The organism is Caballeronia sp. ATUFL_F2_KS9A (assembly GCF_023630765.1).
GTDB classification, from domain to species: domain Bacteria; phylum Pseudomonadota; class Gammaproteobacteria; order Burkholderiales; family Burkholderiaceae; genus Caballeronia; species Caballeronia zhejiangensis.
In genome coordinates, this window is record NZ_JALQEK010000041.1 from 144,490 (window position 1) to 166,037 (window position 21,548).

20 protein-coding genes are annotated in these 21,548 nt (G+C 63.2%); 11 read left to right on the forward strand and 9 right to left on the reverse strand.

The window, feature by feature from the left end; translation table 11 throughout:
• Positions 1-39: 39 nt before the first annotated feature.
• The 7 genes from NCS67_RS26580 to NCS67_RS26610 all read right to left on the reverse strand — a co-directional run bounded on the left by NCS67_RS26580 (position 40) and on the right by NCS67_RS26610 (position 5,766).
• Complete coding sequence (locus NCS67_RS26580; protein WP_250437304.1) at positions 40-993, reverse strand: aliphatic sulfonate ABC transporter substrate-binding protein; 954 nt, start codon at positions 991-993, stop codon at positions 40-42.
• Positions 993-2,321: an LLM class flavin-dependent oxidoreductase gene (locus tag NCS67_RS26585; protein WP_250437306.1), complete on the reverse strand. Its 1,329-nt coding sequence runs from the start codon at positions 2,319-2,321 to the stop codon at positions 993-995. Before NCS67_RS26585 ends, NCS67_RS26580 begins: the two co-directional genes overlap by 1 nt.
• Before the next feature lie 24 nt (positions 2,322-2,345).
• Entirely contained in the window at positions 2,346-2,696 is a 351-nt protein-coding gene (locus NCS67_RS26590) for a DUF3088 domain-containing protein (protein WP_033535827.1), read from the reverse strand.
• Positions 2,697-2,861: 165 nt separating this feature from the next.
• Positions 2,862-3,083, reverse strand: a complete 222-nt coding sequence (locus tag NCS67_RS26595; protein WP_250437308.1) for a DUF6566 family protein — start codon at positions 3,081-3,083, stop codon at positions 2,862-2,864.
• Between the two features lie 141 nt (positions 3,084-3,224).
• Complete coding sequence (locus tag NCS67_RS26600) at positions 3,225-3,809, reverse strand: c-type cytochrome (RefSeq protein ID WP_250437310.1); 585 nt, start codon at positions 3,807-3,809, stop codon at positions 3,225-3,227.
• Positions 3,810-3,834: 25 nt separating this feature from the next.
• Complete coding sequence (gene soxC, locus NCS67_RS26605; protein ID WP_250437332.1) at positions 3,835-5,055, reverse strand: sulfite dehydrogenase; 1,221 nt, start codon at positions 5,053-5,055, stop codon at positions 3,835-3,837.
• Between the two features lie 243 nt (positions 5,056-5,298).
• Positions 5,299-5,766: a RidA family protein gene (locus tag NCS67_RS26610; RefSeq protein ID WP_008346786.1), complete on the reverse strand. Its 468-nt coding sequence runs from the start codon at positions 5,764-5,766 to the stop codon at positions 5,299-5,301.
• Positions 5,767-6,054: 288 nt separating this feature from the next.
• On the opposite strand from NCS67_RS26610, the gene NCS67_RS26615 reads away from it, so the two are divergent.
• The 11 genes from NCS67_RS26615 (at position 6,055) to NCS67_RS26665 (ending at position 18,506) form a co-directional block, all read left to right on the forward strand.
• The gene (locus tag NCS67_RS26615; protein WP_250437312.1) at positions 6,055-7,248 is read left to right on the forward strand and encodes a porin; all 1,194 of its coding nucleotides are present in this window, start codon (positions 6,055-6,057) and stop codon (positions 7,246-7,248) included.
• A gap of 290 nt (positions 7,249-7,538) precedes the next feature.
• Positions 7,539-9,479 carry an arylsulfatase gene (locus NCS67_RS26620; protein ID WP_250437314.1) on the forward strand — a complete coding sequence of 647 codons (1,941 nt, stop codon included), beginning with the start codon at positions 7,539-7,541 and terminating at the stop codon, positions 9,477-9,479.
• 7 nt (positions 9,480-9,486) lie between these two features.
• Positions 9,487-10,527 (forward strand): formylglycine-generating enzyme family protein, encoded by a 1,041-nt coding sequence (locus NCS67_RS26625; protein WP_250437316.1) that lies wholly within the window; start codon positions 9,487-9,489, stop codon positions 10,525-10,527.
• Positions 10,527-11,315, forward strand: a complete 789-nt coding sequence (locus NCS67_RS26630; protein WP_250437318.1) for a MetQ/NlpA family ABC transporter substrate-binding protein — start codon at positions 10,527-10,529, stop codon at positions 11,313-11,315. The genes NCS67_RS26625 and NCS67_RS26630 overlap by 1 nt, the downstream gene beginning before the upstream one ends.
• A gap of 56 nt (positions 11,316-11,371) precedes the next feature.
• Positions 11,372-12,175: a hypothetical protein gene (locus tag NCS67_RS26635; protein WP_250437319.1), complete on the forward strand. Its 804-nt coding sequence runs from the start codon at positions 11,372-11,374 to the stop codon at positions 12,173-12,175.
• A gap of 313 nt (positions 12,176-12,488) precedes the next feature.
• The gene (locus NCS67_RS26640; protein WP_250437321.1) at positions 12,489-13,580 is read left to right on the forward strand and encodes an ABC transporter ATP-binding protein; all 1,092 of its coding nucleotides are present in this window, start codon (positions 12,489-12,491) and stop codon (positions 13,578-13,580) included.
• The gene (locus tag NCS67_RS26645; protein WP_250437323.1) at positions 13,567-14,691 is read left to right on the forward strand and encodes an ABC transporter ATP-binding protein; all 1,125 of its coding nucleotides are present in this window, start codon (positions 13,567-13,569) and stop codon (positions 14,689-14,691) included. The genes NCS67_RS26640 and NCS67_RS26645 overlap by 14 nt, the downstream gene beginning before the upstream one ends.
• Positions 14,688-15,581, forward strand: a complete 894-nt coding sequence (locus NCS67_RS26650; protein WP_008346800.1) for a carbohydrate ABC transporter permease — start codon at positions 14,688-14,690, stop codon at positions 15,579-15,581. The genes NCS67_RS26645 and NCS67_RS26650 overlap by 4 nt, the downstream gene beginning before the upstream one ends.
• Entirely contained in the window at positions 15,571-16,383 is an 813-nt protein-coding gene (locus NCS67_RS26655; RefSeq protein ID WP_008346802.1) for a carbohydrate ABC transporter permease, read from the forward strand. The genes NCS67_RS26650 and NCS67_RS26655 overlap by 11 nt, the downstream gene beginning before the upstream one ends.
• Positions 16,383-16,664 (forward strand): DUF2160 domain-containing protein, encoded by a 282-nt coding sequence (locus NCS67_RS26660; RefSeq protein ID WP_008346804.1) that lies wholly within the window; start codon positions 16,383-16,385, stop codon positions 16,662-16,664. The genes NCS67_RS26655 and NCS67_RS26660 overlap by 1 nt, the downstream gene beginning before the upstream one ends.
• Before the next feature lie 102 nt (positions 16,665-16,766).
• On the forward strand, positions 16,767-18,506 hold the full coding sequence (locus NCS67_RS26665; RefSeq protein ID WP_008346806.1) for an ABC transporter substrate-binding protein: 1,740 nt from the start codon (positions 16,767-16,769) through the stop codon (positions 18,504-18,506).
• Positions 18,507-18,888: 382 nt separating this feature from the next.
• On the opposite strand, the gene NCS67_RS26670 is transcribed toward NCS67_RS26665, so the two are convergent.
• Positions 18,889-20,049 (reverse strand): L-talarate/galactarate dehydratase, encoded by a 1,161-nt coding sequence (locus NCS67_RS26670; RefSeq protein WP_250437324.1) that lies wholly within the window; start codon positions 20,047-20,049, stop codon positions 18,889-18,891.
• A gap of 40 nt (positions 20,050-20,089) precedes the next feature.
• On the reverse strand, positions 20,090-21,460 hold the full coding sequence (locus tag NCS67_RS26675) for an MFS transporter (RefSeq protein ID WP_250437325.1): 1,371 nt from the start codon (positions 21,458-21,460) through the stop codon (positions 20,090-20,092).
• Positions 21,461-21,548: the final 88 nt, after the last annotated feature.

A 21,548-nucleotide genomic window follows, 5' to 3' on the forward strand; every position in this document is an offset into this window, starting at 1 on the left:
GCGCTAAACGGATAAGGCTTGCGTAGCGCGCGTCGATGCTTACCTGATCTGCAACACCGCCTGGCGCACATCGATGCGGCGCGGAATCACCTTCGTATCGAAAGCCAGATTCGCCGAGTCCTGCTGCGCGCTAAGGACGTCGTCGGGAATCGGATAGCTCGCGCCCCACTCCAGGCGCGAGATCGCCCGGTTCCATACGGCGAGCGGCACGCCCGTATTGGCGGACAGAAAGCGCGCCGTATCCTGCGGATGCGCGAGGCTGTCGTTCGTCTGACGTGCAAGCTGATCGAACAGCAGACGCAGCGCGGCGGGATACTTTTGCGCGAAGTCGCGCGTCGCGATATAGAAGCCGTATTGCGGCACCGACAGATCCCCGATGGTGAGAATGGTCCGCGCGCCGGTGGTCAGTTCGGTGTCCGCGTAACGCGGATCGGGCACGGCCCACGCATCGATGAAGCCGCGCTCGAACGCCGAGCGCGCATCGCCATAGGACAGGTACGTGAACTGCGCGGCGTTCGGGTCCATGTGGGCATCCTGCATCGCCTTCAGCACGAACAGGTGCCCTTGCGAGCCCTTGGCGAAGGCGATCTTTCTGCCCTTCAGATCGCGCAGGTCCTTCACGGGCGAATCCTTCGGCACGACGATCGCATAGCTTTTGACGAGTCTCGGCGCATACGCCACATACACGACCGATGGCGCCGCGCCCGCCTGCGCCATGATCGGCGGCGTCGAGCCGACCGTGCCTACATCGACGTCGCCCGCATTGATGGCTTCGACGAGCGGCGCGCCATACACGAACTCGTGCCACGAAACCTTGACGTGATGCGAAGCGAAAGCCTGCTCCAGCTTGCCCGATGCCCGCAGCGCGACGAGACCGTCGCCCTTCTGGATTCCGATGTTGATCTGCGCGGGATAGCCCTCGTCAGCGTGCGCGGCAAACGCGGCGGCGAAGCAACCGGCGGCGATGATGGATTTCAGGAATCGGATCGGCATCAAGACTTGAAATAAGGATTGGCGGGACGTGCGAGACCGTAGTGACCGCGCAGCGTGGCGGCTTCGTACTCGCGCCGGAACAGGCCGCGCCTTTGCAGAATCGGCACGACATGCTCGGTGAAGTGCTCGAGCTGCGCGGGCAGTACGGGCGGCATCACGTTGAAGCCATCGGCGGCACGGCTTTCGGTCCAGTCGGCAATGACATCTGCAATCTGTTCGGGCGTGCCGGACAGCGTGAAATGCCCGCGCGCCGCCGCGAGCTTCCTCAACAGGCTGCGCAAGGTCGGACGCTCGCGCGCCACCAGTTGCGTGATGACTGCCGCGCGGCTTTGCGCGGCCTGCACCGTCGACGGGTCCGGAAAGTCATCGACGGACAGCGGCTGATCGAGCGGCAGCGTCGAGAAATCGTAGCCGCCGAAGCGGTTCGACAGGCGGCCGAGTCCCACGCTGACATCGGTGATCGAGTCGAGTTCGTCGAGCAGAGCGCTGGCTTCGGCTTCGGTCGAACCGATCGCCGCGCTGATGCCCGGCAGGATCACGATGTCCTGCTCCGAGCGGCCCGCGGCCCTCGCGCCCGCCTTGAGCTCGGCATAAAAGTCGATCGCGGATTGCTTCGTCAGATGCGCGGTGAAAACGGCTTCCGCATGGCGCGCGGCGAACGCCTTGCCCGTCGCCGACGAGCCCGCCTGCACCAGCACCGGATGCCCCTGTGGCGGGCGCGGCAGATTCAGCGGCCCCGCCACGCGATGAAACTTCCCGCGATAGCCGATCTTGCGCACGCGCGCCGGATCGAGAAAGCGTCCGCTCGACGCGTCATCGATGATGGCGTCATCGGCCCAGCTATCCCACAGTTGCGTGACGACTTCGAGGAACTCGTGCGCGCGTGCGTAGCGCTCCGCATGCTCGATCTGCTGCTCGTAGCCGAAGTTCGGCCCCGCGCCGCCGACCCACGAGGTCACGATGTTCCAGCCGATGCGCCCGCGCGAAATGTAATCCAGCGAAGCGAACTGACGCGCGAGATTGAACGGCTCGGTGTACGTGGTCGATGCCGTCGCGATCAGCCCGATGCGCGAAGTCGCCTGCGAAAGCGCCGCGAGCGTGGTGATCGGTTCGAGCGCGCCGGACGCGACGAATTGCGCGCCATCGCCGAGCGCGAGGGCATCGGCGAAAAACACGGAATCGAACAGGCTTTGCTCGGCCCTGACGGCGAGATCGCGAAAATAGTCGATATCGGTCAGCGCCTGGCGCGTCGCGCCGGAATGACGCCAGCCTGCTTCATGATGGCCGCGTCCGTGAACGAAGAGATTCAGATGTATAGGTCGGGGCATGAGCGAATAGTCTCGTTTGCCGGATCAGTCATGCACTTTGGGAAAACCGTGGCGCTCGGCGAGCAACGCGAGAATGCGGCGCGTATCGGTGACGAAGCGTTTCTCGCCGACGGTTTGCGCGTCGGACGGCGCGGGGTACGCATCGCCCAGCACCAGCACCGGCAGACTTTGATGCGCCTCGCTCAGTGCTTCGACCGCGGCCTTGCGGGGACGCTCGAAGGGCACGCGGCGGATATCGAGGCGCGCGTTGCGCGCCGGATCGCTTGCGAGCAGACCTTCGATCGGCGCACCGTCCGGGCAGATGAACACTTCGCCCGGGCGCTTCGGATCGGTGAAGCCCGGTTCCAGCAGAATGAGTAGATCGCGTTGGGTCATGGTCGGCGTCATGCGTGGTTGAGAGCCGCCACAGCGTAACCATCCCGCGCGGAGATTGGAACGAATTGGATCTGCTAACCAAATCTGCGGCGCGCATGACGAAAGACGGATCGCGGGCGCCTTCCGGACCGACAGCTCATGCGGCTATCCGATGCTTCGTCGACGTTATCCGCGCTTCTTGCGCGCGCTGCGCTGATCGATCCACAGCCGCGCCCAGCGTGCCGCATAGGCGATCGCATGATCGCGCTCGAAGAAGTAATCGAGCGCATCGAAAGTGAAGCTTGCACCGTGCGCGTGCCGGCGATGTTCGATCGTCAGGTTGGCCGCATACAAGCCGCTCGGCATGGCCTGAGCGGAGGGTGCAACCTCATAACCTTTGTATTGCATGGAGCGAGTCCTCGCGGCAAATTCAGGCAACATTGCCCGAACCGCTTCATGCTAGGGGCCGACGAACGCATGGCCAACCAATCCTTTTACGTTTGCAAATCACCGGCCGCATCGATTCGTCATTACGTCATGCTATGCATGTCAAAGGCGTCCCGGTCGCGGGTCCGGAACGAATCCATCGCGATTCGGCATGCGGATGGCGGCAAGCGAATGCGCATCGAGGCGGGCGTCGTCGGGAACGATGCCGTTCTGATTCAGGATCCACGCGCTCACGGCATACACCTCGTCCGCACTCAGCGATTGCGGCGCGTTATAGGGCATCGCGCGGCGAATGTAATCGAAGAGTGTCGTCGCGTATGGCCAGTAGCTTCCGACCGTGCGCACCGGCTTCTCGCTCGCGAGCGTGCCACGCCCGCCGATCAGCCGGTCGCCCAGCACGCCCTCGCCTTTCGCGCCGTGACACGAGGCGCACTTGGCCGCGAAGATCCGCGCACCGGTCACCACGTCGCCGCTGCCCGCGGGCAGGCCGCGACCGTCAGGCGCGACATCGATGTTCCACGCGGCGATGTCCGCCGCGCTCACGGGCGTGCCGATCGTGCCGATCGTGCCGACAGCCGCGCGATGCGTTGCATCGTCCAACCCGGCCTGCGACGCGCGCCCGTCCCGCCACGGCCCCGAGCAGGCGGTAAGACACAGCGCCGTCAGACCCACGATCAGCGGGCGCACGGCGCGAAGTTGTCGAGTTGATTCCCTATGCATTTTTCACGCTGCCATCGGCGTCGACGCGCCATTGCTGAATGCCGTTGTAGTGGTAGTTCGAGTTCAGCCCGCGCGCGGCGACGAGCGCCTCGCGCGTCGGCTGGATGTATCCGGTCGAATCCGTTGCCCGCGAGAGGATCGTGGCCGGTTCACCGTTCCACACCCATCCCGCATGAAAGCGCGTGAGCGCGCGATCGCCGGGCGTGCCATCGAGCCGCGCCGCTTGCCATGAGCGGCCACCATCGACGGATACTTCGACCTGACGGATCGCACCGCGTCCCGACCAGGCGAGCCCCACGATCGGGTAGTAACCGTGAGTCGTCAACTTGTGCCCGGGCGATGGCCGCGTGATGACCGATTTCGCATCCATCTCGAACACGAACTGGCGCGCGCGACCATCGGCCAGCAAGTTCGTGTATTTCGACGTTTCCTCTCGCGTTTCGAGCGGCGCGTCGACGAACTTCAGCCTGCGCAGCCACTTCACGTTGGTGTTGCCTTCGAAGCCGGGGACCAGAAGCCGCAGCGGATAGCCGTTCTCCGGCCGCAGCCGCTCGCCGTTCTGCGCATACACGACGAACGCGCGATCCAGCACGCGATCGAGCGGCAGGCTGCGCGTCATCGCGGCTGCATCGGCGCCCTCCGCGAGAATCCAGCGCGGCGCGTGGCCGTCGTTCGCAGCGAGCCCGCCGGCCGCCTCGATCAACGTCGAAAGCCGCACGCCGGTCCACTCGCAGCACGACAGAAGCCCGTGCGTGAGCTGAACGGGCAGCCCGCTCGGCCCTTTCCATTCGCTCGCGGTGTTGCCCGAACATTCGAGAAAGTGCACGCGCGACTCGGAAGGCAGCCGCAGCAAATCGTCCATCGTGAAGAGCTTCGGCTCGCGCACGAGGCCATGAATCACGAGCCGGTGCTGGTCCGGGTCGATATCCGGCACGCCGGCGTGATGGCGTTCGTAGACAAGCCCGTTCGGTGTGATCGCGCCGTGCAGATCGGCGAGCGGCGTCAGCGACGAAGCCGCTCCCGGCACCGGCCACGCACGCGCCGCGCGACGCACGACCTCGGATTCGCGCGGGGATGGCAGGCCATAGGGATGATCGAGAATCGGCGCGCCAGGCATGCGCGTCCACGGCTCGACGCTGAGCGGCTGCAAGAGTCCGGACGCCGCATTCGCGTGAGGCGCCACGACTGCCGACAGCGCGAGGCCGCCCAGCATCCGGCGTCGCGGCGACGCGGGAGCGTGTTGCTCCGGCTTCGCGGGATCGCCGGGCCGTGTGGCGGAAAACGATGAGAAACGCGGGATTTTCGGCATGCTCGATGAGTCGGGCAGAGAAGACAGGCAGTCGGGCGCCCGATTATAGGTCGCGGTTTCGGGATGCCCAATCGCGATTGCGACTATGCAAATGACAAGGGTTGCTTAAGCGCCATCGTCTAACGCGCTCCTGCGAATGCGATGACATCATGAGTCGCTCACGCCGACGACGGCGCGCAGGATCACCGGCTGCCCGCCGCGCAACGACACGGCGCCGAACACCGAGCGCGCGTGCACGCCGGCATCGCCCAGAACCTCGACCAGCAGATCCGATGCGCCGTCGAGCACCTTCGCGTGGTCTTCGAAGGCGGCGTCGGCGTTCACGAAGCCCTGCACGTCGAGCACCTGCTTCACGCGTTCGAGCGAGCCGAGTTCATCGCGCAGCACGAGCAGCAGTTCCAGTGCCGCCTCGCGTGCGAACGAAACGCCGTCTTCGAGCGTGAGCGTGTCACCCAGCCTGCCTTTGGACGGCTTACCGTCGATGGCGGCGCCCGCCGACTTGCCCGACACGAACACGAGATCGCCCCAGCGGGTGGCATTGCGATAGTTCGCCTTCGGGTTGCTCGAAGTGCGTTCGGGGTCGATCAGACGGTCGAGTCTTTCGTCGGCGCTCATGGTGCTCCTGTCGGTATGAATGCGTGACATCACGCGCAGCCGCTCATGTTATGCAGCAACGGCCGGCGCGCTAACCAACGAAGCCTCATATCGATATGACCGGCCTCGCGCGGCGCGAAGCGTTCGTTGCGCGCCTGCTCGCGATTTCTGCATCGCTTCTCCGATGTAATCCGGAATCCAAATCAGACGCTCCGACCATTACAAACGAAAAATCCTTTGTTGGACTTCGGTAAGCACGACCGTAGTATCCGGCTTCCTCGAACTCATGGTTAATACCTAAGGAAGCGAATGAAACGAGTCGCACTCGCCGGCGCCGCTGGCTTACTGGCCGCCCTTCCGGGCATCGTTCAGGCACAGAGTTCCGTCACCTTGTACGGGATCATCGACGCCGGCCTCGCCTATACGAACAATCAGCGCGGCGCATCCAACGTGCAGGCGACGAGCGGCAAGCTCAACGGCAGCCGCTGGGGCCTCAAAGGCGTCGAAGATCTGGGCGGCGGCTACAAGGCGCTGTTCACGCTCGAGAGCGGCTATCGCGTCAACGACGGCACACTCGCTCAAGGCGGACGCGAATTCGGGCGGCAAGCTTATGTGGGCGTGGCGAAGACGGGCATCGGCACGCTGACGCTCGGGCGTCAGTACGATCCGAACACGGATCTCGTTGCGCTCTTCGCGGGGCCGGGATTCTGGTCGCCCGCCACGCACGTCGGCGATAACGACAATCTGAATCAGACCTTCCGCATCAACAATGCCGTGAAGTTCAAGAGCGATACCTTCGCGGGCGTGACTGTCGATGCGCTCTACGGGTTCAGCAATCAGGCGAGCAACGGCGCGGGCGCGGGCTTCGGCAACAACCGCGCTTGGGGCGTATCGGCGAGCTACGCCAGCGGGCCGTTGCAACTCGGCGCGGGCTATTTGCTGCTCGATCATCCGAATGTCGCGTCGAACACGAGCGGCGCGGTCGGCGGTGCATCGACCACGTCCGGCGACGACTACAGCGGCGCCTTCTTCTATGGCCTGAACGGCGGCGTCGCGCGGCAGCAAGTGGCGGTCGCGGGCGGCAACTATGCGATCGGATCGGTCGCGACAGTCGGCTTCGCATGGAGCCACACGCAGCTCGACTACAACGATGGCTCGTCGCGCAAGTTCAACAACTACGATGTGAACGGCCGCTACAACATTACGCCGGCGACGACGCTGATCGGCGTGTACACCTTCACCGATGGCCGCGCCAACAGTCTGCCCGGCACCGGCGGCGCGACACTCAAGCCGCGCTGGCATCAGCTCACGCTCGGCGTCGACTATGTATTGTCGAAGCGCACGGACCTCTATCTCTCCGGCGTCTATCAGCTCGCGGCGGGCGATGCCTCGACGCGCGTCGGCAACGGCTATCAGAAGATCGCGGCTATCGCCGACGCGGGCACGCCGTCGTCGACGAACCGGCAAGTGGCGGCGTTCGGCGGCGTGCGCGTGCGCTTCTGAGCTGCGAAGAACCGCATCGAACCGGTGAAAATCCCGCGGCGAAAGCGCGGAACGACACCCTCGATACGCTGCGCTCACACCGTTTCCCTACGCGCTTACACGAATCGGGCGCATCCGGAAGACACGCTCGAAGCCTCGTGCTTCGAGCGTCGCCGAGCGCATTCGCGCGACGCGCAATCGCGGTTCTTTCAAATCTCTGAAGGCGACAAGCAAAGCAGAAATCGATCTTTGGCGGCCTTGAGCCGGTTGCTAAGATCGCCGCTCGCTTTCAACGGACCGCCATAACGACAATGACCTTGCACCGCTCGATCGCTACCCGCCGCGCCGCCGTTGCGCTCGCCGTCGCCAGCCTCTTCGCGCTGGCATCGTGCGGCTCTTCCAGCGACAGCTCGCCGACGACCGCGCCGGTCGCCGCCGCCAAACGGCCGAACATCCTGTACATCATGGCCGACGATCTCGGCTACTCGGATATCCACGCGTTCGGCGGCGAAATCAACACGCCGAATCTCGATGCGCTCGTCGCATCGGGCCGCATCCTCACGAACCATCACACCGGCACGGTCTGCGCGATCACGCGCGCCATGCTGATCTCAGGCACCGACCACCATCTCGTCGGCGAAGGCACGATGGGCACGCCGACCGACGAACGCAAGGGCCTGCCGGGATACGAAGGCTATCTGAACGACCGGGCGCTCTCGGTCGCGCAGTTGCTGAAGGATGGCGGTTATCACACGTACATGGCGGGCAAGTGGCACATCGGCTCGGGAATCGTAGGCAGCACCACAGGCGGCGGGCAAACGCCGGATCAGTGGGGCTTCGAGCATAGCTATGCGCTGCTCGGCGGCGCCGCGACGAATCACTTCGCGCACGAACCCGCAGGCTCGAAAAACTACACGGAAGACGGTCAATACGTTCAGCCGGGACAGCCCGGCCAGCCAGGCGGCGCAGGCGGCAGTCCGAGCGTCTTCTATTCGACCGACTTCTATACGCAGCGCTTGATCTCCTACATCGATTCGAACAAGGGCGACGGCAAGCCCTTCTTCGCCTACGCAGCCTACACGTCGCCGCACTGGCCTTTGCAGGTGCCCGAGCCTTACTTGCACAACTATGCGGGCAAGTACGACGCAGGTTACGACGTCATCCGCAATGCGCGGATTGCCCGGCAGAAGGCGCTCGGCATCATTCCCGCCGATTTCAATCCGTATCAGGGCGCGCCGGAAACGCTGACCTCGTCGCCCGCCACGGCGAACAATGGCACCGCGAACGCGAAATACATCAGCGCCGTGCACAACGCCGCGCAAGGCTACAGCGACTATGGTCCCGGCACGGTCAACAAGTCGTGGAACAGCCTGTCCGCCGCCGAGAAGAAGGCGCAAGCGCGCTACATGGAAATCTATGCCGGCATGGTCGAGAATCTCGATCACAACATCGGCCTGCTGATCCAGCATCTGAAAGACATCGGCGAATACGACAACACGTTCATCCTGTTTCAGTCCGATAACGGCGCGGAAGGCTGGCCGATCGACTCGGGCGCGGATCCGACCGCGACCGATACCGCGAACGCATCCGATGCGATCTATTCGACGCTCGGCACCGACAACGGTCAGCAGAACGCGCGGCGTCTGCAATACGGCCTGCGCTGGGCCGAAGTCAGCGCGACGCCGTTCCGCCTCACCAAGGGCTACGCGGGCGAAGGCGGCGTATCGACACCGCTCATCGCACATTTGCCCGGACAGACGGCGCAGTTGCCCACCTTGCGCGCCTTCACGCACGTCACCGACAACACCGCGACCTTCCTCGCCGTCGCACAGATCACGCCGCCGACGCAGCCCGCGCCGGCTTCGATCAATACGCTTACGGGCGTCGATTCGAACAAGGGCAAGGTGGTCTATAACAACCGCTACGTCTATCCGGTCACCGGACAGTCGCTGCTCCCGATTCTCAAGGGCGACGGCACCGCGGAAGTGCACACCGCCGCGTTCGGTGACGAAGCCTATGGACGCGGCTATCTGCGCAGCTCCGATGGCCGCTGGAAGGCGCTTTGGACCGAGCCGCCGACCGGTCCCGCCGACGGTCACTGGCAGCTCTTCGACCTGCAGGCCGATCGCGGCGAGAACAACGACGTATCGGCGCAGAATCCGTCGGTCATCGACAGTCTCGTGCAGCAGTGGAACAGCTACATGAGCACGGTGGGCGGCGTCGAACCGCTGCGGCCGCGCGGCTACTACTGAGCGCGCGATGAGTCGTCGATGGACATCCGTTGCAGGCGCCGGCGCCGTGACGCTCGCGTTGTTCGGCGCGGGCTTCGGCGGGGCGCTCGCCGTGAACGCGGAGCACGGCTTCGATCCGCGCAATCTCGCGCGCACGCTGGCGCCGCTCGGCTCCGAGCAGCAATGCGAACGCTATTCGGGCATTCCCGCCAAGTGGCGCGACGATCCGCGCGCGGGCATGGTGCACCTGCGCGGCGGCGAATTCGTCTTCGGCAGCACACTGGGTTATGACGACGAGCGCCCGGTGGGCGATGGCAAGACGAAGGTCGGAGCCTTCTGGATCGACCAGACCGATGTAACCAACGCGCAGTTCGCCGCTTTCGTCGACGCGACGGGCTATGTGACCGAAGCCGAGCGTCAGGGCGGCGCTGTCGTGTTCCATGTCCCGACGCGCGAAGAAATGAACGCACGCGATCTCGCGTGGTGGTCGTGGGTGAAAGGTGCGTCGTGGAAGCATCCCACGGGATCGTCGAGCACATGGAAAGGGCACGAAAATCGTCCGGTGACGATCGTGACGCTCGCCGACGCCCTCGCCTACGCGCACTGGCTCGGCCGCGATCTGCCGAGCGAGGCCGAGTGGGAATACGCGGGCAAGGCCGGGCGGGAAGGCGCGCAGCTCGACGCCGCTCCGCGCGATGCGCGCGGCAAGCCATCGGCGAATTACTGGCAAGGCGTGTTTCCCGTGCTCGACTCCGCCGAAGACGGCCATGCGGGTTTGGCGCCGGTCGGTTGCTATGCGGCGAACGATTTCAGGCTGTACGACATGATCGGCAACGCATGGGAATGGACGAAGGATCCTTACACCGGTCCGCGTCAGCCGCATTCGAACGGCGACACGGCGGCGGTGATCCCAGCGCGCAAGCACGACACGGCCGTGGTCATCAAGGGCGGCTCGTTCCTGTGCGCGCAGGATTATTGCGTGCGCTACCGGGCGTCGTCGCGCGAGCAGCAAGAAGCGGATTTGCCCGCGTCGCATATCGGCTTTCGCACCGTGCTGAGGGACGGCTGATGCGCGCGCGATTCGTTTTCGCGGGGGCGGTTCTGGCAGCCTCCTTCGTGACGACAGCGCATGCCGCGGAGCAGACGGTTCGCATCGGCGTGATGCCGGGCGAGGAAGCGACGATCGTCGCGCATGTGCGTGAAGTCGCCGCGAAGCAGGGCTTGCCGCTCGCCGTCGTGACTTTCGACGATGCCGCGCGCATCGACGCCGCGCTCGCAAACGGTACCATCGATGCCGCCAGTTTCGAGGACGAAGCCAGCCTCGCCGCCCGCAGCGCGCGCAACGGCTACGCGATCGAAAGCGTCGCCGCGACCGTGACCTTGCCGATGGCGCTCTACTCGCGCAAGCTCGCATCGATCGCCTACTTGCCGCGCGGCGCGACCGTCGCCGTTCCGGCCGATGCCGCCGGCACCGCGCGCGCATTGATCCTCCTGCAGAACTATGCGCTCATCACGCTGAAGGACGGCGCGGGCCTTCATCCGACGCTCGGGGATATCGCCGGCAATCGCTTCGGTCTGAAGATCCGCCGGGTGGAACGTGCGAAGCTCTACGAAGCGCTCGACACGGCGAGCTTCGTCGCGATGAACGCCGACGACGCCGCGCGCAACAAGCTGAAGCCGGGCCGCGACAGCATCGGCATCGAAGATGCGCGCTCGCCTTATCAGCATGTTCTCGCCGTGCGTACGCGCGACGCGAAGGCCGCCTGGGTCGGGCGACTCGTTCGTGTCTTTCATTCCGACGACGTCGCGCATTTCATCCTCACGCAGTATCAGGATTCCGTGCGCCGGCCTTGGTGAATAGCTACTCGTTCGACTGCACCGCGTGCGGCAAATGCTGCAACAGTCCGCCGGCGATGTCGCTACGCGAACTGTTCGAACACCGCGACGTATTCGTCGGCTGCATCGCGCTCGGACGCATGCCGCGAGGCGCAGACACGCCACTGCACGCGTTTCCCGTCGATGAGGCCAGTGCCATCACCATCACGACGCTTGCGCTCGATTACCCGTCGCTCGGCCGCTGTCCCGCGCTTGCGCATGACGGGTTGTGCGGCCTTCATGCAAAGGGCAAGCCGGATCAGTGCATCGCGGTGCCGCTCGACCCGCTCGTGCCCGATCACCTGCAACATGCGGTGCTTGCGCAGCGCTCGCATGGCGCGGGATGGATCGGCGCGCAATGCATCCGCCCGGGCGAGCATCCGGGTGCGTTGCTCCTCAGGGCTGGCGAGATCGTGGATGAAGAGGCCAAGGCGGCCGTGCAACGCAGACGGCACGCGCTAGGCATCGAGCGCGAGCTATGGGCCGCGCCGTTGTTCGATGTCCTGAGACGCGACTTCGCCGATCCGCGCCGCGCGCTCGCGATGCTTCCTTCCGACGGTTATCGCACCATTGCGAGCGTGCCGGCGCTCATGGGTATCGGCACGTTATCGACGGCGCTCGCGCGCGCGTGCATCGCCTATATCGATGCGCAGACGGCGCTGATACACCGGAACGTCGCGCAGGCCGTGCAACGCCGCCGCCTCGACGACCGGCCGACGACGCAGACACTGCGCGGTTTCTCCGATGCACTTCAGCATGCACGCGCGCATCTCCACGCGCTGCCCGAACGCACCGCAGCCTCGCCGCTCGCGAAAGACGCCGAGGCGTGGTTTCTCTTCTGAGGCTCGGCGAATGCGCCGTTCGTGCCGACGGGCAGCATACGAATCCGCCTTTTTGCTACGCAGCAATCGGACCGTCCAACGTGCGTCTAAAGAAATTGAGTCAATGCTCTATTTCAACGTATCTCATGCCAATCGCCCCCAGCCCGCAGCCGATTTCCGGATTTCATCCTGTCGTAAGGTTTACCCCGATTTAAACGCAAACCAACAAAAGGGACATTCTGGCTGCTGCATGTAATCGAAGCGCAACCCAATTGACGTCATTCTGAAGCGCCAGCTCTGCGGCTGGCGTCGTGCATGCCGAGAGGAGAGCGATTTGGTCCTTGAACTGGAGCGGGTCAGTGTCGTTTCTGGCGGGCAGCCGTATCTGTACGGCGTGGATTTGCGCCTTGTCCCAGGCGCCATCAACGTGCTTCTCGGACCCACGCAGGCCGGCAAAACCACGCTGATGCGCGTGATGGCGGGTCTCGACAGGCCGAACGACGGCCGGGTGCTCGTCGACGGCCAGAACGTGACAGGCGTCAGCGTGCGCCAGCGCAATCTCGCGATGGTCTATCAGCAGTTCATCAACTACCCCGCGATGACGGTGTTCGAGAACATCGCCTCGCCTTTGCGTCTGCAAAAAACCGACCCTGCCGAAATCCGCCGGCGCGTGCACGAAGTCGCGGCCCGACTGCATATCGACCATTTGCTGGAGCGGCGGCCAGGCGAACTGTCGGGCGGACAGCAGCAGCGCTGCGCGCTCGCGCGTGCACTCGTGAAGCGCACGTCGCTGGTGCTGCTCGACGAACCGCTCGTCAATCTCGATTACAAGCTGCGCGAGGAATTGCGCCTCGAACTGGCCACGCTTTTCGCCGACGGCAAGACGACGGTCGTCTACGCGACCACCGAACCGCTCGAAGCGCTGCTGCTGGGCGGCCATACGGCAATCGTCGATAAAGGCCGGGTTCTGCAGTTCGGTCCCACGCTCGATGTCTATAACGCACCGGTCAACGTCGCGGCCGCAGCCGTCTTCAACGACCCGCCGATGAACATGCTGACGAGCGACTGCGGCAACGGCCGCGCGCGTCTGCCGATCGGCGTCGAGGTTCCGGTCCGGCACGGTCTCGCCGCGAACGGCGCATGCCGCATCGGCATCCGGCCGGGGCACGTGCGTCTCGAGGCGAAGGCCGCTCATGCGATCGCCGTTGCGTGCCGGCTCGAACTCGCTGAACTGAGCGGCTCGGAAACATACCTGCACTTGCGCACGCTGACCGGCGCGGTCGACCTGGTTGCGCAATTGCAGGGCGTGCATCAGATCGAGCTCGGCACGCAGCTCGATGTGTTCATCGACCCTGACGAACTGTTCGTGTTCGGCGCGGATACCCAACTGGTGTCCAGCCCGGAGGCAGCTCATGGCGTGCATTGAGTTCCAGAATCTCGGGCACGCGTACGGACCGGCCCCCGCGACGCTCGACGACTACGCGCTTCAACCCATGAGCATGGTCTGGGATGACGGCGGCGCTTACGCGTTGCTCGGGCCATCGGGTTGCGGCAAGACCACGCTGCTGAATATCGTGTCGGGGCTCGTCAAGCCGTCGGAGGGAAAGGTGCTGTTCGACGGACGCGACGTGACTGCGCTCGGCGCACGCGAGCGCAACATCGCGCAAGTGTTCCAGTTCCCCGTGGTCTACGACACGATGACCGTGTTCGACAACCTCGCGTTTCCGCTGCGCAATCGGATGATGTCGACCGCCGAGGTCACGAAGCGCGTGCACGAAGTCGCGGAAATCCTCGATATGACGCGCGACCTGCCGCTCAAGGCGAGCAATCTGGCCGCCGACGCCAAGCAGAAAATATCGCTCGGGCGCGGCCTCGTGCGCAAGGACGTGGCGGCGATTCTCTTCGACGAACCGCTCACCGTGATCGATCCCGCGATGAAGTGGATGCTGCGCCGGCAGTTGAAGAAGATCCATCAGCAACTCAAGCTCACGCTTATCTATGTGACGCACGATCAGGTAGAAGCGCTGACTTTCGCGGATGAAGTCGTGGTCATGACGAATGGCCGCGTCGTTCAGAAAGGCGGAGCCGATGCGCTTTTTCTGCGGCCGGATCACGCTTTTGTCGGCTACTTCATCGGCAGTCCGGGCATGAATCTCTGTCCGATCGAGCTCGACGCAGACGGCGCAAAAATCGGCTCGCAGCGCCTGCCGCTCGACGCGGGCACGCTCGCGACGCTACGGGCCGCGCATCAGCAGACAAACGGCGCGCTCAAGCTGGGGATTCGCCCGGAATTCGTACGGCTTTCGCATGAAGGCGGAGCGGGTGCGCTCAACGCGCGGGTGCTTCGCGCACAGCAACTCGGCAACTATCAACTGGTGACCGCGCAATGCGACGGCCATGTGTTCAATGCGAGGCTCGAACCGCATGTGCGGATTGTCGACGGACCTGCCTGGCTGCATCTGGTTGCGCCTGAGACCGTATTCTTCTGCAACGACGAACGAGTCGAAACCCGCATCTCCGAAGAGGCCGCGCGATGAAGCCCGTCAATCAGAAAGCGTGGTTGCTGGTCGTTCCGGTGTTCATCTGCGTCGCGTTCTCCGCGATCCTGCCGCTGATGACCGTGGTCAACTATTCGGTGCAGGACATCATCGGCCCGACGCAGCATGTGTTCGTCGGTACGGAGTGGTTTCGCAACACCATGACCGATCCGGATTTGCGCCAGGCACTCGGCAGACAGGTCATTTTCTCTGCGTGCGTTCTGCTGTTCGAGATTCCATTGGGCGTGGGCCTCGCACTGTCGATGCCGGCTTCGGGATGGCGCGCATCGGCGACGCTCGTCGTGCTCGCCATGCCGTTGCTGATTCCATGGAACGTGGTGGGCACGATCTGGCAAATCTTCGGGCGCCCGGATATCGGACTGCTCGGCTACTGGCTCAATAGTCTCGGCTTCGACTACAACTACACGGCGAGTCCCACCGCCGCATGGCTCACGGTGCTGGTGATGGACATCTGGCACTGGACGCCGCTCGTCGCGCTGCTGTGCTATGCGGGCTTGCGCGCGATTCCGGACGCCTTCTATCAGGCCGCGGAGATAGATGGCGCAAGCCGCTTTGCGGTATTCCGCTACATCGAGTTGCCGAAGATGCGCGGCGTGCTGATGATCGCCGTGCTGCTGCGCTTCATGGACAGCTTCATGATCTACACGGAGCCGTTCGTACTGACAGGCGGCGGACCCGGCGATTCCACGACCTTCCTCAGTCAGTACCTGACGCAAAAAGCGGTCGGCCAGTTCGACCTCGGCCCGGCCGCGGCTTTTTCGCTGATCTATTTCCTGATCATTCTGCTGTTGTGCTTCATTCTCTATAACTGGATGAATCGCGTCGGCAGAGGCGGCCCCGCTGCGCAAGGAGACGACCATGCAGGATAAGCGCCGCTGGATGCGGACGTTGGTGCTCGTCGTCTATATGCTGTTCGCGCTGATTCCGCTTTACTGGATGTTGTCGATCTCCCTGCGCACGAACGAGGAGACCATGTCGACGTTCGCCACGCTGCCGCAGCACGTGACGTTCGACAACTACAAGGTGATCTTCACCGATCCCTCGTGGTACTGGGGCTACATCAATTCGATCATCTACGTGCTGATGAACACGGTGATGTCCGTGCTGGTCGCGCTGCCTGCCGCGTATGCGTTCTCGCGTTATCGCTTTCTCGGCGACAAGCACATGTTCTTCTGGCTGCTCACCAACCGCATGACGCCGCCCGCCGTGTTCCTGCTGCCGTTTTTCCAGCTCTATTCGAGCATCGGCCTGACCGACACGTACATTGCCGTCGCACTCGCGCACATGCTCTTCAACGTGCCGCTTGCCGTATGGATTCTCGAAGGCTTCATGTCGGGCGTCTCGCGCGAGATCGACGAAACCGCGTATATCGACGGTTATACGTTTCCCGCCTTCTTCGTGAAGATCTTTCTGCCGCTCATCAAGTCGGGCGTCGGTGTCACGGCTTTCTTCTGCTTCATGTTCAGCTGGGTCGAACTGCTGCTCGCGCGCACGCTGACTTCGGTCAATGCGAAACCTATCGCTGCCGTGATGACGCGCACCGTGTCGGCGGCCGGCATGGATTGGGGCGTGCTGTCGGCTGCGGGCGTGCTGACGATCGTTCCCGGCGCGCTCGTGATCTACTTCGTGCGCAACTACATCGCGAAGGGCTTCGCGATGGGGAGAGTGTGATGTTCACGTGGATGTACTGGACGCCCGAGGTGGCGATTTTTTTCGGCTGCATCGTCGTGATGCTGGGCGGCATGACGGTATGGGAACTGTGCTCGCCGACTCATGAACGCAAGGGTTTTCTGCCTATCGCGACGACTCGCGGCGATCGCCTTTTCATCGGCCTGTTGACTGCCGCTTATGTGAATCTCGCGTGGCTTGCGATCAGCGCGGAGGGCTCGAGTTCGTGGCCGGGCTTCATAGCCTCGGTGCTGGTGCTGCTCGCGATCATGTGGAAAGGCTAGCAAGCCGACGCATGCAGCGATGACTGACAACTGCCGGTTCCGCTGATGCCCCCAGCGGGCGCCGACAAGATCGAAGGGGCACGGAAGACACAGGAGAAGACCATGCATCAGAGGAGACGGATCGTCGCGCTGGCAGTGGCAAGTATCGTGTCGGGTGCCTTCGCGAACCAGGCTCTGGCGGGAACGCCCGAGGCGCAGAAATGGGTGGACAGCGAGTTTCAACCCAGCACGCTGTCGAAACAGCAGCAGATGGACGAGATGAAATGGTTCATCGATACCGCGGCGAAACTCAAGTCGCAGGGCGTCAAAGAGATTCATGTCGTGTCGGAAACCATCGACACGCACACCTACGAATCGAAAACGCTAGCGAAAGCGTTCAGTGAAATCACCGGCATTCAGGTGAAGCACGACATCATTCAGGAAGGGGACGTCGTCGAGAAATTGCAGACCTCGATGCAATCCGGCCAAAGCATTTACGACGGCTGGATTTCGGACTCGGACCTGATCGGCACGCACTATCGCTATGGCGTGATCGTTCCGCTATCCGATTACATGGCGGGCGAAGGCAAGGAATACACGAACCCTGGTCTTGACCTGAAAGATTTCATCGGCACGAGCTTTACGACCGCGCCGGACAAGAAGCTCTATCAGCTTCCCGACCAGCAGTTCGCGAACCTTTACTGGTTCCGCGCGGACTGGTTCGCACGCAAGGACTTGCAGGACAAGTTCAAGGCGAAATATGGCTACGAACTCGGCGTGCCGGTCAACTGGTCCGCGTATGAAGACATCGCCGAGTTCTTTACGAACGACGTGAAAACCATCGACGGAGAAAAGGTCTACGGCCATATGGATTACGGCAAGAAAGACCCGTCGCTCGGCTGGCGCTTCACGGACGCGTGGCTTTCCATGGCGGGCGAAGCCGACAAGGGCATTCCGAACGGCATGCCCGTCGACGAATGGGGCATCCGCGTGACGCCTGATGGCTGTCATCCGGTAGGCGCGTCGGTATCGCGCGGCGGCGGCACTAATAGCCCGGCAGCGGTCTACGCGACGACCAAATACATCGACTGGCTCAAGAAATACGCGCCACCGGAAGCGTCGGGCATGACCTTCAGCGAAGCGGGCCCGGTGCCCGCGCAGGGACGCATCGCGCAACAGGTGTTCTGGTACACCGCGTTCACGGCGTCGATGCTCAAGCCGGGCAACGTCACGAATGCGGATGGCACGCCGAAGTGGCGCATGGCGCCCTCCCCGCACGGCGCTTACTGGAAGGAGGGCATGCAAAACGGGTATCAGGACGTCGGCTCGTGGACCTTCTTCAAGTCGACGCCGCCGAATCAGCGCGCTGCCGCGTGGCTATACGCGCAGTTCGTGACGTCGAAGAGCGTGTCGCTCAAGAAGTCGATTGTCGGTCTCACGTTCATTCGCGACTCCGACATTCATAGCGACTACTTCACGAAGAACGCGGATAAATACGGCGGCTTGATCGAGTTCTATCGCAGCCCGGCGCGCGTCGCGTGGACGCCGACCGGCAACAACGTGCCCGACTATCCGAAGATGGCGCAACTCTGGTGGAAGAACGTCGGCACTGCTGTCGCCGGTGAGAAGACGCCGCAGGCTGCGATGGATAACCTGGCGAAGGAAATGGACCAGGTGTTGTCCCGTTTGCAGCGGGCGGGGATGAAGGTTTGCGCGCCGGAGCTGAATGCGCAGAGCGATCCGTCGAAGTGGCTGTCCGACCAGCACGCGCCGTGGAAGGCGCTTGCCAATGAGAAGCCGAAGGGGGAAACGGTGAAGTATGAGCAACTGCTGTCGGCGTGGAAGGCGGGTAAGGTGCGGTAGGGGTTTTGGTTTTTGGATTGGCGGCACTTGGTTGTGCCGCCTTTTTTGTGGGTTGCTGGACGGGCGCGGTGGGCTGGAAGCAGCAGCGACGATTCGATGCGGATGCAATCTCTGACGGCCCTTGATGACCATCAGCCGAAATTCGCGGATTACCGCCTCGTTGTTCTGCGACGACCGTGGTCCGAAGGGCTGAAGCCGACCCCTTTCCGCCATTGAGACGGTTGGTCTATGACTGGCTGCTGATGGGCCGGGTACGGCCTATCGTGGAGACCTCGGACGGGTCTTTCGCGCGCTCCTGACAAACTGATCGGGAGCGTCCGAACCTCTCCCAAGCACCTTCCCAGCGACGAGCGGCCATGTCGCCTTGATTGACGGCCTTGCGTCAGCCGCGTATACCGACTTCCGCCTCTTGAGCCGTCCAGCCTGCTACGCGGTCGCTCAGTGTGAGTCCCAGGCCCGGTCGTGTCGGAACCAACATCCGGCCGTCACGCGTCTCCAGCTTCTCGTTGAACAGCGGCTCAAGCCATTCGAAATGTTCGACCCAGGGTTCACGGGAATAACAAGCCGCGAGATGCACGTGCAATTCCATCGCGAAGTGCGGCGCCAGCATCAGCCCCGCGTGATCAGCCAACGTCGCGACCTTCAAGAATGGCGTAATGCCGCCGACACGCGGCGCGTCCGGCATCAGGTAATCCGCGCCGCGCTGACGGATGAACTCCCAGTGCTCGGATACGCTCGTCAACATTTCGCCGGTTGCGATCGGCGTATCGAACTGGGCAGCCAGCGCAGCGTGACCTTCCGCGTCATAGCAATCGAGCGGCTCCTCGATCCAGATCAAATTGAACTGCTCGAAGGTGCGGCACATACGTTGAGCGGTCGGCCGGTCCCACTGCTGATTGGCATCCACCATCAACGGAAAGGCGTCACCCAAATGCTTGCGCACCGTCTGGACCCGGTGAATGTCAATCGCACAGTCTGGTTGCCCGACCTTGAGCTTGATCCCGCCGATTCCCTTCTCGCGCGAGGCGTCGGTGTTGACAAGCAACTGATCGAGTGGCGTGTGAAGGAACCCGCCCGAGGTGTTGTAGCAACGCACCGAATCGCGGTGGGCGCCGAGGAGCTTGGCAAGCGACAGATTCGCGCGTTTAGCCTTCAGGTCCCACAGTGCAACGTCGAACGCGCCGATCGCCTGTGCCGCCATGCCACTGCGCCCTACCGATGCCCCTGCCCACGCCAGCTTGTCCCACAATCGAGCGATGTCACTCGGGGCTTCGCCGATGAGCACAGGAGCGATCTCCTTCGCATGCGCGAACTGGCCAGGGCCACCGGCACGCTTCGAATAACTGAAGCCGAGCCCGCGATGACCGTCTGCCGTCTCGATTTCGACAAACAGAATGGCGATCTCTGTCATCGGCTTCTGCCGACCCGTCAGGACTTTGGCGTCGCTGATCGGGTTGGCGAGCGGAAGAAACGTGGATGCAACGCGAATCCACTTGATCGAGTCGTTCGACGGTCCAGCGATGAGCGAAGATGTGGCATTCATGGGAGGGGCTCCTTGCGATAAGGTGTTGGGAGGCGGCGACTCAGTGGCCGTGGCGCGGTTTGAGGGAGGCGGTGGCGCTCTTGCGCGATCCGTCGCCTTCGTCGTCGGTTTCCAGACGCTGGAGTTTTCCGACGATCAGCAGGTATGAGCACGCGCCAAGCAGCGACAGCGCACCGATGTAAGTCAGCGCGACTTCAAACGACCCGGTGCTCTTGATCATCCAGCCGATCGCAAGCGGCGTAACGATGCTCGCGAGATTGCCGCACAGGTTGAAGATTCCGCCGCTGATGCCCATCGCGCGCTTGGGTGAAACGTCGCCGACAATGCACCAGCCCAAATTGCCGACGCCCTTGGCGAAGAACGCAATCGACATGACGAGAATCACAATCGTCGTCGAATGCACATAGTTGGCAACCACGATCGTGCTCGACAGAACGAGGCCGCAGATGATCGGGGTCTTCCGAGAGGCGGTGAGACTGAAACCGCGTTTAAGCATCCAGTCGGACCAGAGGCCACCGACAAGCCCGCCCACGCAACCTGCCACTGCCGGCAGCGCCGCCACCATGCCGACCTTAAGGATCGACATGCCTTTCGCTTCGATCAGGTAGGTCGGGAACCACGTCAGGAAGAACCAGGTGATCGACGTCAGACAGAACTGGCCGATATAGATGCCTATCATCATGCGGTTCGCAGCGATTGCCCTCACCTGTTTCCACTTGAACGGCTGCGGGCTGTCGCCGATGGTCGGCAGACCACCGCCTGCCGCGATGTACTCAAGTTCGGCCGCACTCACGCGATGATCGCGCTGTGGTTCCCGCACCGACCTGAGCCACCAGAATCCTAGAAGAACGCCCACAGCGCCGGTCGTGTAGAAGACGTAATGCCAACCCCAGATGCTCACGGTGTACGTCATGACCGGCGTGAACACTGCGAGCGCGAAGTACTGTGCCAATTGGAACACCGACGTCGCGAGACCGCGCTCGGCGCTCGGGAACCACATGACGGTAAGACGACTGTTGCACGGGAACGCCGGCGATTCCGCGATTCCCATCAGGAAGCGCAAGGCAAAGAGCGCCACGAATGCTGACGCAAACAGATGAACGAAACCTTGGGCGAACGTCAGTGCCGACCACAGAATCAGACTGATGCCGAGCACGGTCCGGGCGCCGAAACGGTCAAGAATGAGACCGCCGGGAATCTGCATCGCGGTGTAGGCCCAGCCGAACGCCGAGAAGGCAATGCCCATTGTCAACGCGTCGAAACCAAGGTCGTGGCGCATGCTCGGCGCGGCGATCGATAACGTCGCGCGGTCTACATAGTTGAAAACCGTAACGATGAAAATGATCGCGAGAATGAACCACCGCACTCGCGTGCGCTTGCCATTGTCTGGAATGCTGCTCCGAGTAACCACTGCCGCCTCCGTTTGTCTCGACGGTCGGCGCTCAGTCGCCGCACCGAGCGCCGTGTCTCGTCATGATTGCGCAATCATGTTCGCTCAT